At 60.8% G+C, this 12,361-nt stretch carries 12 protein-coding genes and 1 pseudogene; 3 read left to right on the top strand and 10 right to left on the bottom strand.

Annotation, left to right across the window (positions count from 1 at the left end):
• On the top strand, window positions 1-1,038 hold the full coding sequence (locus ADN01_RS17335) for a L,D-transpeptidase (RefSeq protein ID WP_062417500.1): 1,038 nt from the start codon (window positions 1-3) through the stop codon (window positions 1,036-1,038).
• A 16-nt stretch (window positions 1,039-1,054) separates the two neighbouring features.
• Here ADN01_RS17335 and ADN01_RS17330 read toward each other — a convergent pair whose 3' ends face one another.
• From ADN01_RS17330 to ADN01_RS17285, 10 genes and pseudogenes are all read right to left on the bottom strand, one after another.
• Window positions 1,055-2,359: a thymidine phosphorylase gene (locus ADN01_RS17330; protein WP_062417563.1), complete on the bottom strand. Its 1,305-nt coding sequence runs from the start codon at window positions 2,357-2,359 to the stop codon at window positions 1,055-1,057.
• 167 nt (window positions 2,360-2,526) lie between these two features.
• Window positions 2,527-3,312: an RNA-binding cell elongation regulator Jag/EloR gene (jag, locus tag ADN01_RS17325; RefSeq protein ID WP_062417499.1), complete on the bottom strand. Its 786-nt coding sequence runs from the start codon at window positions 3,310-3,312 to the stop codon at window positions 2,527-2,529.
• 26 nt (window positions 3,313-3,338) lie between these two features.
• Complete coding sequence (locus ADN01_RS17320; RefSeq protein WP_062417498.1) at window positions 3,339-4,133, bottom strand: YidC/Oxa1 family membrane protein insertase; 795 nt, start codon at window positions 4,131-4,133, stop codon at window positions 3,339-3,341.
• Between the two features lie 13 nt (window positions 4,134-4,146).
• Entirely contained in the window at window positions 4,147-5,172 is a 1,026-nt protein-coding gene (locus ADN01_RS17315; protein WP_062417497.1) for an outer membrane protein assembly factor BamB family protein, read from the bottom strand.
• A gap of 90 nt (window positions 5,173-5,262) precedes the next feature.
• Window positions 5,263-5,475, bottom strand: a pseudogene (gene yidD, locus ADN01_RS17310) (membrane protein insertion efficiency factor YidD); the annotation flags it as partial.
• Window positions 5,476-5,545: 70 nt separating this feature from the next.
• On the bottom strand, window positions 5,546-5,902 hold the full coding sequence (rnpA, locus tag ADN01_RS17305; RefSeq protein WP_075071320.1) for a ribonuclease P protein component: 357 nt from the start codon (window positions 5,900-5,902) through the stop codon (window positions 5,546-5,548).
• A gap of 73 nt (window positions 5,903-5,975) precedes the next feature.
• Window positions 5,976-6,146 (bottom strand): 50S ribosomal protein L34, encoded by a 171-nt coding sequence (rpmH, locus tag ADN01_RS17300; protein WP_062417495.1) that lies wholly within the window; start codon window positions 6,144-6,146, stop codon window positions 5,976-5,978.
• 186 nt (window positions 6,147-6,332) lie between these two features.
• Window positions 6,333-7,004, bottom strand: a complete 672-nt coding sequence (locus tag ADN01_RS17295; RefSeq protein ID WP_062417494.1) for a potassium channel family protein — start codon at window positions 7,002-7,004, stop codon at window positions 6,333-6,335.
• Between the two features lie 3 nt (window positions 7,005-7,007).
• Window positions 7,008-7,670 (bottom strand): potassium channel family protein, encoded by a 663-nt coding sequence (locus ADN01_RS17290; RefSeq protein WP_062417493.1) that lies wholly within the window; start codon window positions 7,668-7,670, stop codon window positions 7,008-7,010.
• Window positions 7,667-9,634: an APC family permease gene (locus ADN01_RS17285; protein ID WP_062417492.1), complete on the bottom strand. Its 1,968-nt coding sequence runs from the start codon at window positions 9,632-9,634 to the stop codon at window positions 7,667-7,669. The genes ADN01_RS17290 and ADN01_RS17285 overlap by 4 nt, the downstream gene beginning before the upstream one ends.
• A 244-nt stretch (window positions 9,635-9,878) precedes the next feature.
• On the opposite strand from ADN01_RS17285, the gene ADN01_RS17280 reads away from it, so the two are divergent.
• Both ADN01_RS17280 and ADN01_RS17275 read left to right on the top strand, forming a co-directional pair.
• On the top strand, window positions 9,879-11,363 hold the full coding sequence (locus ADN01_RS17280; RefSeq protein ID WP_062417491.1) for a phytoene desaturase family protein: 1,485 nt from the start codon (window positions 9,879-9,881) through the stop codon (window positions 11,361-11,363).
• Window positions 11,364-11,380: 17 nt separating this feature from the next.
• On the top strand, window positions 11,381-12,337 hold the full coding sequence (locus ADN01_RS17275) for an L-lactate dehydrogenase (protein WP_062417490.1): 957 nt from the start codon (window positions 11,381-11,383) through the stop codon (window positions 12,335-12,337).
• Window positions 12,338-12,361: the final 24 nt, after the last annotated feature.

The raw sequence follows: 12,361 nt of genomic DNA, 5'->3' as shown, positions 1-12,361 counted from the left end.
ATGTCCGAAAAGATCACCCGCCGAGCCTTCATCCAGCGCGGCCTGACGGCCCTGGCTGGGCTGGCTTTGCTGCCCGCCAGCCGCTGGCTGGAGGAACTGGAGGGTCAAGACCTGATCCGCGTGGCCGGGGATTGGGTCACCGTGTACGACCAGCCCTCTTACCAGGGCCGCGCCGTGGCTACCCGCCGCCGCGACGAACTGCTGCACGTCTATCACACCGTTCAGACGGAAAGCGGCCGCAACCGCCGGTGGTACCGCGTGTGGGGCGGCTACGTCCATTCCGCCCGCACCCAGCGCGTGCAGACCCTCCTGCAGCCCTGCCTCACCTCCATCCCCGCCAACGGCCAACTGATGGAAACCAGCACGCCCTACACCCGCGCCTACCAGCGCACCCGCGGCGGCGAATGGTTCCCCATCAACCGCCTGTATTACGGCAGCACCCATTGGGCGGTGGCCGTGGAAGAAGGCCCCGACGGCAGCCCCTGGTATCAGTTGAAAGACATTTACGAGCGCGTCTATTGGGCCCCCGCGGCGCATCTGCGCCCTGTGCCCGCCCACGAACTGACCCCCATCGCCCCCCAGGTGGATTCAAAGGATAAATACATCCTCATTTCCATCGGCCAGCAGACCCTGACCGCCTACCAGGAGGGGCAAATCGTCTTTGAGACCGACATTTCTTCCGGTATGCCCCAAAAAGAGCCGCCGCCCCCCGGCGAAATCCCCACCGATACCCTCATCGGCGACTTCCATATCACCGTGAAGACCCCCACGCGCCCGATGGGGGATAAGAAGCTCAGCGATGAACTCCTCTCCGGGGCGCTGCTGGGGGTCCCCTGGGTGTCCTTCTTTCACGAAACCGGCCTCAGCCTGCACGGCTGCTATTGGCACGACAACTTCGGCGTGCGCATGAGCCACGGCTGCATCAACCTGCGCAACGCCGACGCCCTGTGGATCTACCGCTGGACGATCCCCTGGGCGCCGCCGGAGCAAATGCAGGCTTCGCAGTGGGGCACGCGCGTGTCCGTCCGCGAAGCCTGATTCGTTTTTTCCCGCCTTACGAAATCACATCATAAAACAGCGGCAGCGGTTCGCAGGGCGCATCGCTGAGGGTGAAGGCCCCCGCCAGGCGCTGCAGGGCGGCTTGCAGCCGTTCGGGGCTGTTGGCGTGCACCGTCACCAGCTCCTGCCCGGCTTCCACGCGGTCGCCCACCTTGGCGTGCAGCACCATGCCCACACCGTAGTCAATCACATCCGTTTTCTTGGCCCGCCCCGCGCCCAAATCCACCGCCGTCTCGCCCACCTCACGCGCGTTCAGGGCTGCCAGCCAGCCGCCGCGCTCGGCGCGCAGGGGTTGGCGCAGGGCCGCCGCGGGCAGCTTTTCAGGGTGATCAATGTACGAAACATCGCCGCCCTGGGCTTCCACCAACTGGCGGAATTTTTCCCAGCCGCGGCCCGAAACCAAAGCGTCCTCGGCCATGCGGCGGGCGCTGTCCAGATCGGGGGCGGTTTCGCCCAGCACCAGCATATGGCTGGCCACCACCAGGCAGTGTTCGCGGAAATCCGCAGGGCCCTGGTCGTGCAGCCCCGCGATGGCTTCCTGCAATTCCAAAGCGTTGCCCACCGCATCGCCCAGGGGCTGGTTCATGTCTGAAATCAGCGCCACCACCTTGCGCCCGCTCAGGCGGCCGATGGCGGCCATCAGGCGGGCCAGATGGCGGGCGTCCTCCAGGGTTTCCATGAAGGCGCCCTTACCGGTCTTCACATCCAGCACAATCGCCTGCGCGCCTGCGGCGATTTTTTTGCTCATCACCGAGGAGGCGATCAGGGGGATGGAGGGCACTGTGCCGGTCACATCCCGCAGGGCGTACATCTTGCCGTCCGCGGGGGCCAGATCGCCGCTTTGGCCGGTGAGCACAATCCCGATGCGGGCCAACTGCGCCATAAACTCCTCGCGCGAAAGGTTCACACGGTAGCCAGGAATCGATTCCAGCTTGTCCAGCGTCCCGCCGCTGAACCCCAGGCCGCGTCCCGACATCTTGCCCACCGCCAGCCCGCAGGCCGCCACCAGGGGTGCCACCGTCATGGTGACTTTATCCCCCACCCCGCCGGTGGAATGTTTGTCCACCGCGATCGGCACCACCTGGCTGAGATCCAGCACCTCACCCGAATCGGCCATCGCCAGGGTCAGGTCGGTCACCTCGCGGTCGCTCATGCCGTTCAGCAGCACTGCCATCGCCCAGGCCGATGCCTGGTAATCGGGAATATCGCCGCGCGTGAAGCCTTCCACAAAATAGCGAATTTCCGCTGTGCTCAATTCTCCGTGATCGCGTTTTTTGATGATGATATCCACTGCACGCATATTGGCTCCCTTTCTGGCCCCGCGCGGCTCATCCGCGCTGGGGAAAATCAACCCTGATCTCATTATACCGAAATCATCAACACAGCGCTGCCGCAGCCGGAAGGCTGGGGCAGCGCTGCATTCGTTTGTCCCGCTGCAACCCGCAAAAGGGTTGTCCGGCGTTAACCTTATTTCTTCGGGACGATGGTCACCTTGCGGTTCGGCTCTTCGCCCACGCTCTCGGTGCTCACAGCGTCGTGCTCGCGCAGCTCCAGGTGAATGACGCGCCGTTCATTGGCGGGCATGGGTTCCAGCACCTGACGGCGGCCGGTATGCAAAGCCTGTTCGGCCATGCGGCGGGCCAGTTGGCGCAGCTGGCGCTCGCGGCGCTGGCGGTAGCCTTGCACATCAATCATCAAAGGCACCCAGCGTCCGGCCTCGCGGCCCACGATCAAATTGGCGATGTACTGCAAGGCGTTGAGGGTCTCCGAGCGGCGGCCAATCAGGATGCTCAAATCGTTGCCCTGAATCTCCACCATCACGGTCGGCTGGTCGCCGCCCTCTTCCGGCTGCACATAATCCGCCGTCACCCGCGCGCGCACCTTCATGCGCTCCAGCAGGTCGGAAACCACCTGGACGGCAATGCGCAGGGTCTCTTCATCGCCCGCCGGTTCGGTGCGCGCAGGCGCAGGCACGGGCGCAGTGGTCACCGCGGGGGCTTCTTCATTTTTCGGCGCGGGGCTTTCCACCGGGGGGGCGGCCGGGCTGCTTTTGCTTTGGCCTTCCTCCGCCCAGCGAATGCTCAGGCGCACGCGCGCCTGGCGGCCGCCCAGCCCAAACAGGCCGCGGCTGCCCGCATCCAACACTTCCACATCCACCATCTCGCGCGGCAGGCCCAACTGGCCCAGACCGTTGGCGATGGCCTCATCAACTGTAGGGGCAATCACTTCTAGCGTTGTCTTTTCTTCACTCATGTCCGCCTCGATTGAAAGCAAGCCGTCTATTTTTTCCCTTTGGCAGCCGGGGTGTCCGCCGCAGGCTTGCGGGTTGGCAGCAAATTACGCCAGTTGACCTTACCCAGGATGGCATATTGGGCGATACCGATGATGTTGGACACCAGGAAATACAGCGACAGACCCGAAGCCAGCGTCAGCGCCAGGTAGCCCATCAAGAACGGCATGTACAGGTTCATCATGTTCGACATCATCGCCGTCTGGTCGCCGGGGCTGCTGGAGGGGGGCGTCATCAGCTTAGACTGAATGTAGGTGGACGCCGTGACCACAATGGCCAGAACGGGGATGCCGAAGGACAAAAACGGCAGGTTCAGCCGTTCCGGCGAGCCCAAATCCATCCACAAGAATCGGCTGTTCAGCGGGATCAGGGATTCCACCTTGAGCAGCCAGGGGTACACGTGCCCGGTCAGCTTGAGCAGTTCCACCGGCGTGGAGGCCAGCGCCTGAATCACCGCCTGGTACAGGCCGATGATGATGGGGAATTGAATGAGGGTCGGCAGGCAGGACGACAGAGGGTTAATCCCCAACTCTTGATACAGCTTCATCTGCTCCTGCGAAAGCTTTTCCTTGTCACCCTTATATTTGGTCTGGATTTCAATCCAGCGTTTATCCTTCTGCAAGTCCTGCATCTTCTGCGTGCCCTTCAGCTGGCTCACCGTCAGCGGATGGGTCAGCAGGCGGATCAGAATGGTGAAGAGGATGATCGCCACCCCGAAATTGCCCACCAACTGATAAATGTAGAGCAGGACGTTAATGAAAATTCCAACAAACGCATCCCACATGGTTCAACCTACCTTATTTTTTGGGGAACTGGAATTGCCAGGTTTGATTCCCCTGGAAATCGAACGCCACCAGGAGGTTTTCGCCTTCCAGAGCGGCAACGACGATATGTTTCTCACCGACCGCGGGGCTGCTATACAGTTTACCATTAACTGTGCGCGTCCACACAATCGAGCCGTCCAGGGTCAAGAAGATCACATCGCCTTTTTCGTTGACCACCACCAGGTTTTCGGGGGTCTGTCCGGCCGCGGCGATCACCGGCGCACCGGTATCCACCGACCACACCGCCTGGCCGTTCTTGGCGTCAATGCCGTAGAATTTGCCGGTCAGGTCGCCCACAAAGACTTTGCCGTCCTTCACCACGGGGCGCGCCCAAATGACGCCCTGCGCAGCAAAGCGCCACAGTTCCTGCCCGTTTTCAGCGCGCAGGGCGATGACCTCTTTGGCCATGGTGGACACGTACAGCACCCCATCCGCGTCCAACGCCAGCCCGTACACCACCGAGCCGCCCAGGTCTTTCGTCCAGCGCGGCTCACCGCCCGCCATAGGCAGCGCGTAGAGCTGACGGTCCATGCCCGCCAGATAGATAAAATTCTCATCCGTCACCGGCTGTGCCCACACGCCCTGCTGAGTTTCGAATTTCCAGCGCAGTTGGCCCTGGCGGTCCAACACATACAGGTGATGGTCAGCATTGGCAGCCAGGATGGCATCCGGAAGGATTTTCACCGGCGCAATATAACGCCCGGCTGCGCCTTCAAAGGCCCACTGCGCGGTGCCGGTGTTGGCGTCCAGGCTGTGCAGTTTGTTGGCGTAATCGCCCACCAGAAGCTGCGTGCCGTCCAACTGCGGTGCGGCGTAATAGGTGGTGCGCGCGTCCACTTTTTCGGGGTACCGCCAGGTTAAATTGCCGGTGCTCAGGTTCACGGCCCCAATCTCAGAGCCGTAGGCCACATAAGCCACATCGCCCGCAACCGTCACACCCGGCCAGGAGCTGGCCGCCAGGCCCCCGCTGCAGGCGCTGAGCAGCAGAGAAGCAGCCATAAGTACAAAGGTAATGGAAAGGATTCTTTTGGATTTCATGGACAACAACCGTTGGTCTCCAAAATCGAATATCTGCGCCCGCCCAGCTTAAGGCACAGGGTCAAAGCCGCCCGGGTTAAAAGGGTTGCAGCGCAGCAAGCGCCAAATCGCCAGGATTGAACCGCGAACGGCCCCATGTTTGTAAATGGCCTGATAGCCGTAATGGGAACAGGACGGGTAAAAGCGGCAGGTATCCGGGGGCAAGGCGGGGGAAATCACCGCCTGGTATGCGCGGATCAAAGCCAGCAGCGGGTAGCGCGCCAGGTTCTTGAGGTTAAACGGCAAATCCCGCAAGCGCGGCTCTGGGGCAAACTCGGGGATCACGACACCCTGTTCAGGTTCCATCTTCGGTTGGTTCGCTCAGCAAGCCCGCCCTTCGCAGCAGCTGATGCAGGGCTGCTTTCAATGCCGCATAGGGAGCTTCTACCAAAGGACGGCGAGCAATCAGAACCAGATTCCAACCCACCGGGATGCAGGGCAAAAAACTGTCCATACAAGCCCGAATTCGGCGTTTTGCGCGGTTTCGCTGTACGGCGTTCCCGACCGAATGGCTGGCCGCAATCCCAATCCGCAGTTCTGCCTGCGGATTGGGATCAGCGATCAACACAACAAGGGCATGGGCATACGATTTTCCTGAACGCCGCGCCCGCAAGAAATCGGAAGATCGGGACAGGCGGAAGTTTCTTTTCACGGCGGATCCTGCTGGCTAACTCCGCATAGAGTCCGCGAGGCACGCCTGCTGAGGCCTAACCCAGGCTGGTGATTTACCAGCGAACCTTCTTAACGTGATTATTCATGACAACCGTCAGTTTATGGCGGCCCTTCAGGCGGCGGCGCTTTAAAACCTCACGGCCGTCGGCAGTCGACATGCGTTCGCGGAAACCGTGCACGCGCATGCGGCGGCGGATCTTGGGTTGATAAGTACGTTTGACCATTCTAATCCTTTCGCTGCTTTCTCAGCATCAACGTAAAATTCGCAAGCCCAAATTATACCCGAACCTCCCCCACAGGTCAAACACCCCACGGGGAATTTGGCGGTGAATCTGGGGCGGCAAACAAAGAGAGCGTCCCAGCGCTGCAAACGCTCTCCCCATTTCTACTTTTTTCATTGGCCGTGGTGCTCAGGCTTTTTCCGCCGGAGACAGCCAATCGGCCAGCATGCGGGCGCCTTGCGGGTCGGCCACCGCCAGAACTTCATCCCCCACCTCAAAAGTGGTCACACCGCGCGGCATCACCATTTCACCGTGGCGGATGATGGCCGCAATCACACAGTGGGATAAATCCATATTGCGCAGTTCCACCCCAATCACCCTTGCACCTGGGGGAACCTTCTCTTCCACCAGCGAAAAATTGCCTCGCCGCAATTTGAGCAAGGTCATCATGTCGCCCATGGACATTTCTTCTTCAATCAGGCGCGCCAGGATCTCGGACTGGTTGACAGCCACATCCACATGAAACTGCTCCGTGAACAGCCAGGCGTCCCGCGGATTGTTCACGCGGGCAATCGTGCGCCGCACGCCGTAGCGTTTGCGGGCGATGTAGCACAACACCAGATTGGTTTCGTCACTGGTGGTCACCGCCGCCAGCACATTGGCGCTCCGAATTCCGGCGTCCTCCAAAATTTGCGGAGAAATCGGATTGCCTTCCACGATCATTTCCGTGGGCAGCTCGCGGTGAATACGAGAGAGCACTTCCTTGCGGTCTTCCACGATGGTGACATCATGGTTCTGGCTGATGAGAAAACGGGCCAACTGCGCTCCGGTTCGGCCGCCTCCAGCAATTAATACTTTCATGGCCTATCCCTCCTTCCCAAAACCGCAAATCTTATCACGCAGCAGCGAAACGCCCTCAAAGGTAGCGCTGACATGCAGCACATCCCCGGCCTCCAGCACAAAATCTGCCTGGGGCAGTTGGGCGCGGCCCGCCCGCGAAATTGAAACCGCCACGCTGTTGGCTGTGGTCATCAACTCGCCCAGGCGTTTGCCTTCGCAAGCCGCAGGGATGGTGATCTCATAAATTTCCACCTCACCGTTGCCCGCCGAAAACACCGTGCGCATATCCTCGTGATACAGGAGCTCTTCAATGCGCTGCGCGCCCCACGAGGCCGAGCCGACCACCTGCACGCCGAAATCTTCAAACAAGGTGCGGGTGAAGGGGTCGTAATTGCGCGCGATCACCCGCGGGATGTGATACCGCTCCTGGGCTATGTAGCAGATGACCATGTTGAGCGCATCGTTGTTGGTCACGCAAGCCAACGCATCTGCATCTTCGATGCCAGCGCGGTTGAGTACGTCCTGGTTCAGCGCATCTCCCTGCAAAGGACGGCCCTTAAAATCACCGGGCAGGTTTTTAAAAGCTTCCTCTGACAGATCAATCACCACCACCTCGTGGCCGTTCTTGAACAGGCGGTCCGACAGCTCGGTACCCAACCGTCCGCAGCCCACAATAATTGCTTTCATTCTTTTTTCTCCTCCGAAGCCAGGTCGCCTACTTGATAGGGAACTTCGGTAATTACCAAACCTTCGCGGTTGATCAGCACCCGGCGCAGGGTGTCTGCCGCGCGGGCATGCAGCCCGTTGCTCATCCAATGGCGAGCGATGAACTGGGGTACGATAACCGTCACCACCTCATTGGGCCGCCGCCGCTGGTCTAAATCTTCAATATATTCAATCAATGGTTCCACAAAGGTGCGGAAGGGCGAATCCAGAATCACCAGCCGCACCCCGTCGCCCCAGGTTTCCCATTTCCGCTGTAATTTGGCCGTTTCCTCCGGATCAATGGAAACATGCACGGCGGTGATATCGTCTGTCAGCGTGCGTGCATAGCGCAGGGCCGCCAACGAGCCGCGGTGCACCCCGCCGATGAGCAGAATGGCGCGGTGGCGTTGGATGGGGCCGGGCGCGCCAAAATGCTCCAACGAAAGTCTCTCCGCCAGGCGGCGGTAATGCCGGTGGATGGATAAGAAGCCCATGACCAACAGCGGGGTCAGAATGATCACAATCCAGGCGCCGTCGGTGAATTTCGTCACCGCGAACACGATCATGACGATGAAGGTGGTCAGGGCTCCCAGACCGTTAGAAATCATCTTAAACTGCCAGGCGCGGTCTTCGCGCAAGACAGAGCCGCGTTCCACAATCTCCTGCCCCGGCTTCAACTGGCCGCATTTCCACCAGCGCAGGGCCATGCCCGCCTGGGCCAGGGTGAAAGATAGGAACACGCCGATGGCATACAGCGGGATCAGGTTGGTCACGCTGGCCTGGAAAATCACAATCAGCAGGCTGGCGATCACCGCCAGAGCCACAATCCCGCGCGAATACACCAGGCGGCTGCCGCGGTAGGTGAGCTGGCGGGGCAAATAGCCGTCCTCGGCCACCAGCGCGCTCAGGCGCGGGAACCCGGCAAAAGCCGTGTTGGCCGCCATCACCAAAATCACCGTGGTGGCCACAATCGTGCCCAGGTACAAAATCCCGCGCCCACCAAAGGCCGTGCGCGCCATCTGCGAGATGATCGTCTCGGTTTCGGAGGGCACCGCCTGGATCTGCACCGCCAGGAAGGTGATGGCCATCAGCAGCGTGCCCAAAATGACCGACATCCAGATCAGGGTGATGCCAGCGTTGCGGCTGCGCGGCTCTTTAAAAGCGGTGGTGCCGTTGGAAATGGCTTCCACCCCGGTCACCGCCGAGGTGCCGTTGGAGAAGGCCCGCAGGATCAAGAAAAACGTCACCGGCTGGGCAGCGTGCAGCATTTCCATCTCCGGCGGGTTCTGCACCACCCCCAAACTGCCGGTCAGATAGCGGATCAAACCCGTGCCCACTGTGGCCACCATCATCAGCACAAAGAAATAGGTGGGAATGGCAAAGGCCTTGCCCGATTCACGCACCCCGCGCAGGTTGATGAGGGTCACAAAGGCCACCGCCAATACGCCCACCTCCACCCGCCAGGGGAATAATTCCGGGAAAGCGGAGACGATTTGGGCCACACCGGAGGAGATGGACACAGACACCGTCAAAATGTAATCTGTCAGCAGCGCAGCCCCCGCCACCAGAGCAGCCATATCGCCCAGGTTATCGCGCGCCACAATGTAGGCCCCGCCGCCGTTGGGGTAGGCGTGGATCACCTGCTCATACGACAGGGTCAAAATGCCCAGCAGGGCCACAATCCCCACCGCGATCGGCACGGAGTAGTTCATAGCGCTCATCCCGGCGATGGCCAGGATCACCATCATTTCCTGGGTGGCGTATGCTGTGGAGGACAGCGCATCAGAAGCAAAAACGGCCAGGCCAATGGCCTTGCCGATCGTCTGATGGGGGGCATCTGCGGTGGGCAGGGGCCTGCCGATCAACCAGGTGCCGATATTTTTTGGGGGCTTTTTTTCCGGCGTGCGCCGCAGCACCGTTGTGCCGTTCTTCTCTTCGATATTCATAGATACTCTCAAATTCGTGCTTGATCCGAAGGCAAGCACATTCCATTTCACAAGGCGGGAAATTATATCAAATAATAATCGCCTTGATAAGAGCTTACAAGTAGGGTTAAGGAACTGTGAGGAAGCTGCAAATTAGCTCTTGAATTGTAGCAGGTTTTTACAACCTTTGCATTGAAAATTCGGACAGCGGTGGTTATAATTTTCACAATCCTGGTAAACACATTCCATCAGAAAGGTGAATCGTATGAAAACAGCGCTGGTGATTGGGTCGGGTTTGGGCGGTTTGGCCGCAGCCTTACGCCTGCGAAAAATGGGGCTGAATGTCACCGTCATCGAAAAGCAGGAACGCCCCGGCGGCCGCAGCAACGTCCTCATGGAAAACGGCTTCCGTATGGATACCGGCCCCACCATCCTGGTGATGAAAGATACCTTTGACGAAACCTACCGCGCCCTGGGGTACGACATCAACCAGCGCCTGCATTTCACCCAGTTAGATCCCAACTACCGCATCTATTTCCACGACGGCGATTCGATTGACCTGTATTCCAACATGGCCCGCCTGGCGGCCGAGGTGGATCGGGTGGAGCCCGGCAGCGGCGAGCGTCTGTTCCAGTTCCTGGGGGCCAACGCGCGCAAATACGAGCTGGCCATGGAGTTCGTCACCCGCAACTACGACCACATCACCGACCTGGCTAACCCCGTAGCGGGGGTGCGCCTGCTGGAAACCCAGGCCCACCAGCGCATGTACGCCCAGGTGTCGCGCTTCTTCCAATCCGATAAACTGCGCAAGGCCTTTTCCTTCCATTCCATGTTCCTGGGTCTTTCCCCCTTCGATGCCCTGTCCATTTACAGCCTGATCACCTACGCCGATATGGCCCGCGGCATGTTCTACCCCAAGGGCGGCATCTACAGCATCATCGAAGACCTGCTGACCCTGGCGGCTGAGATGGGCGTGGAAGTGCGCACCCAGGCCCCCGCCGCCGAAATCCTCATCCAAAACGGGCGCGCCGTGGGCGTTCGTCTGGAAAACGGCGAAACCCTCAGCGCGGATCTGGTGGTCTCCAACGCCGACCTACCGTACACCTATCAAAAGCTCATCCCCGCTGCCCACCGCCGAGATTACCCCGACCGCCGCCTGGAGCGCATGGAATACGCCTGCTCCGGCTATCTGCTGTACCTGGGCGTAGACCGCACCTACCCGCAGCTCCAGCACCAGGCCCTCTACTTCAGCGACGATTACCGCGCCAATCTGGACGCCATCTTCCGCACGCGCACCCTGCCCGGCGATCCCTCCTTCCACCTCAACGTGCCCACCCAAACCGACCCGAGCCTGGCGCCCCCCGGCCACAGCCTCATCTATATGCTGGCCCCTATGCCCAATTTGCAGGGCGGTGTCTCCTGGGACAGCGCCGCGCCCCAGGTGCGCGAAACCCTGCTGTCGCGCCTGGAGCAAATTGTGGATCCCCACATCCGCAGCCATATCGTGTGGGAGCGCGAATACCGCCCGGATGACTTTGCCAGCCGCATCAACGCCGTGCACGGCACGGCTTTTGGCTCGCTGGCTCATGGCCTGTTTCAGTCGGCCTATTTCCGCCCGCACAACAAAGCCCGCGATATCCAGGGCCTGTATTTTGTCGGTCAGGGCACGTACCCCGGCATCGGCATGCCCATGGTGCTGCTTTCGGCGCGTCTGTTGGCCGAGCGCGTGGCCCGCGACTTTCATCTTTAATTCAAGGGAGTATTGCGATGTCCCATCAAACCCACCACCCCCGCCGCGTCGCCGTCGTCGGCGCGGGCAACGTCGGCGCCAGCTTTGCCTACGGCCTGCTGCTCAGCGGTCTGGCCAGCGAAATTGTGTTGATTGACGCCAATCACGCCAAAGCCGAAGGCGAGGCCATGGACCTGAACCACGCCGTGCCCCTGGCCCACCCCACGCGCGTTTTTGCCGGCAGCTACGCCGACTGCGCCGGAGCGGCCGTCACCGTCATCACCGCCGGAAGCGCCCAACGCCCCGGCGAAACCCGCCTGGATCTGGTGCAGCGCAACGCCCAGATTTTTCAGCAGATCATCCCCCAGGTGGTGGCTGCCAACCCCAACGGCCTGCTGCTCATCGCCACCAACCCGGTGGATGTGCTCAGCTACGCCGCCTGGAAGTTCTCCGGTCTGCCCAGCCAGCGCGTCATCGGCTCCGGCACCATTTTGGATACGGCCCGCTTCCGCTACCTGCTCAGTCAGCGCTTTGATGTGGACCCGCGCAGTGTGCACGCCTTTATCATCGGCGAACACGGCGACAGTGAAGTGCCGGTGTGGTCGCTGGCCAACATCGCCGGAATGCGCCTGCCGGTGTACTGCTCTTCCAATGGGTTTGAATGCGGTCTGGACACGCTGGATGAAATTTTTGCGCAGACCCGCGACGCCGCCTATCACATCATCGAGCGCAAAGGCGCCACCTATTACGCCATCGCTACGGGATTGGTGCGCATTGTCGAGGCCATCCTGCGCGATCAAGGCAGCGTGCTGTCCGTCTCCAGCCTGCAGGACGACACCTACGGCGTGGGCGACGTGTACTTCAGCCTGCCCACCGTTTTGGACGCCGCCGGGGTGAACCACGTCATCCGTCTGGATCTGGCCGAAGATGAAATCGCCGGGCTGCAGCGCTCGGCGCGCATCCTGCGCCAGACCATCGAAAGCCTCAAGCTGTAAGCTTGCCCCCTGCCCCGCCGCCGG

This window comes from Levilinea saccharolytica (genome assembly GCF_001306035.1).
In the GTDB taxonomy this organism is placed as follows: domain Bacteria; phylum Chloroflexota; class Anaerolineae; order Anaerolineales; family Anaerolineaceae; genus Levilinea; species Levilinea saccharolytica.
This window is presented reverse-complemented; position numbering and strand designations above follow the sequence as displayed.

Excerpts from the sequence above, each read along its gene's own strand:
- ADN01_RS17330 (WP_062417563.1), bottom strand. The coding sequence starts at position 2,359 with ATGCGTGCAGTGGATATCATCATCAAAAAACGCGATCACGGAGAATTG.
- ADN01_RS17295 (WP_062417494.1), bottom strand. The coding sequence starts at position 7,004 with ATGAAAGTATTAATTGCTGGAGGCGGCCGAACCGGAGCGCAGTTGGCC.
- ADN01_RS17335 (WP_062417500.1), top strand. The coding sequence starts at position 1 with ATGTCCGAAAAGATCACCCGCCGAGCCTTCATCCAGCGCGGCCTGACG.
- ADN01_RS17275 (WP_062417490.1), top strand. The coding sequence starts at position 11,381 with ATGTCCCATCAAACCCACCACCCCCGCCGCGTCGCCGTCGTCGGCGCG.
- ADN01_RS17280 (WP_062417491.1), top strand. The coding sequence starts at position 9,879 with ATGAAAACAGCGCTGGTGATTGGGTCGGGTTTGGGCGGTTTGGCCGCA.
- ADN01_RS17315 (WP_062417497.1), bottom strand. The coding sequence starts at position 5,172 with ATGGCTGCTTCTCTGCTGCTCAGCGCCTGCAGCGGGGGCCTGGCGGCC.
- ADN01_RS17290 (WP_062417493.1), bottom strand. The coding sequence starts at position 7,670 with ATGAAAGCAATTATTGTGGGCTGCGGACGGTTGGGTACCGAGCTGTCG.
- ADN01_RS17320 (WP_062417498.1), bottom strand. The coding sequence starts at position 4,133 with ATGTGGGATGCGTTTGTTGGAATTTTCATTAACGTCCTGCTCTACATT.
- jag (WP_062417499.1), bottom strand. The coding sequence starts at position 3,312 with ATGAGTGAAGAAAAGACAACGCTAGAAGTGATTGCCCCTACAGTTGAT.
- rpmH (WP_062417495.1), bottom strand. The coding sequence starts at position 6,146 with ATGGTCAAACGTACTTATCAACCCAAGATCCGCCGCCGCATGCGCGTG.
- ADN01_RS17285 (WP_062417492.1), bottom strand. The coding sequence starts at position 9,634 with ATGAATATCGAAGAGAAGAACGGCACAACGGTGCTGCGGCGCACGCCG.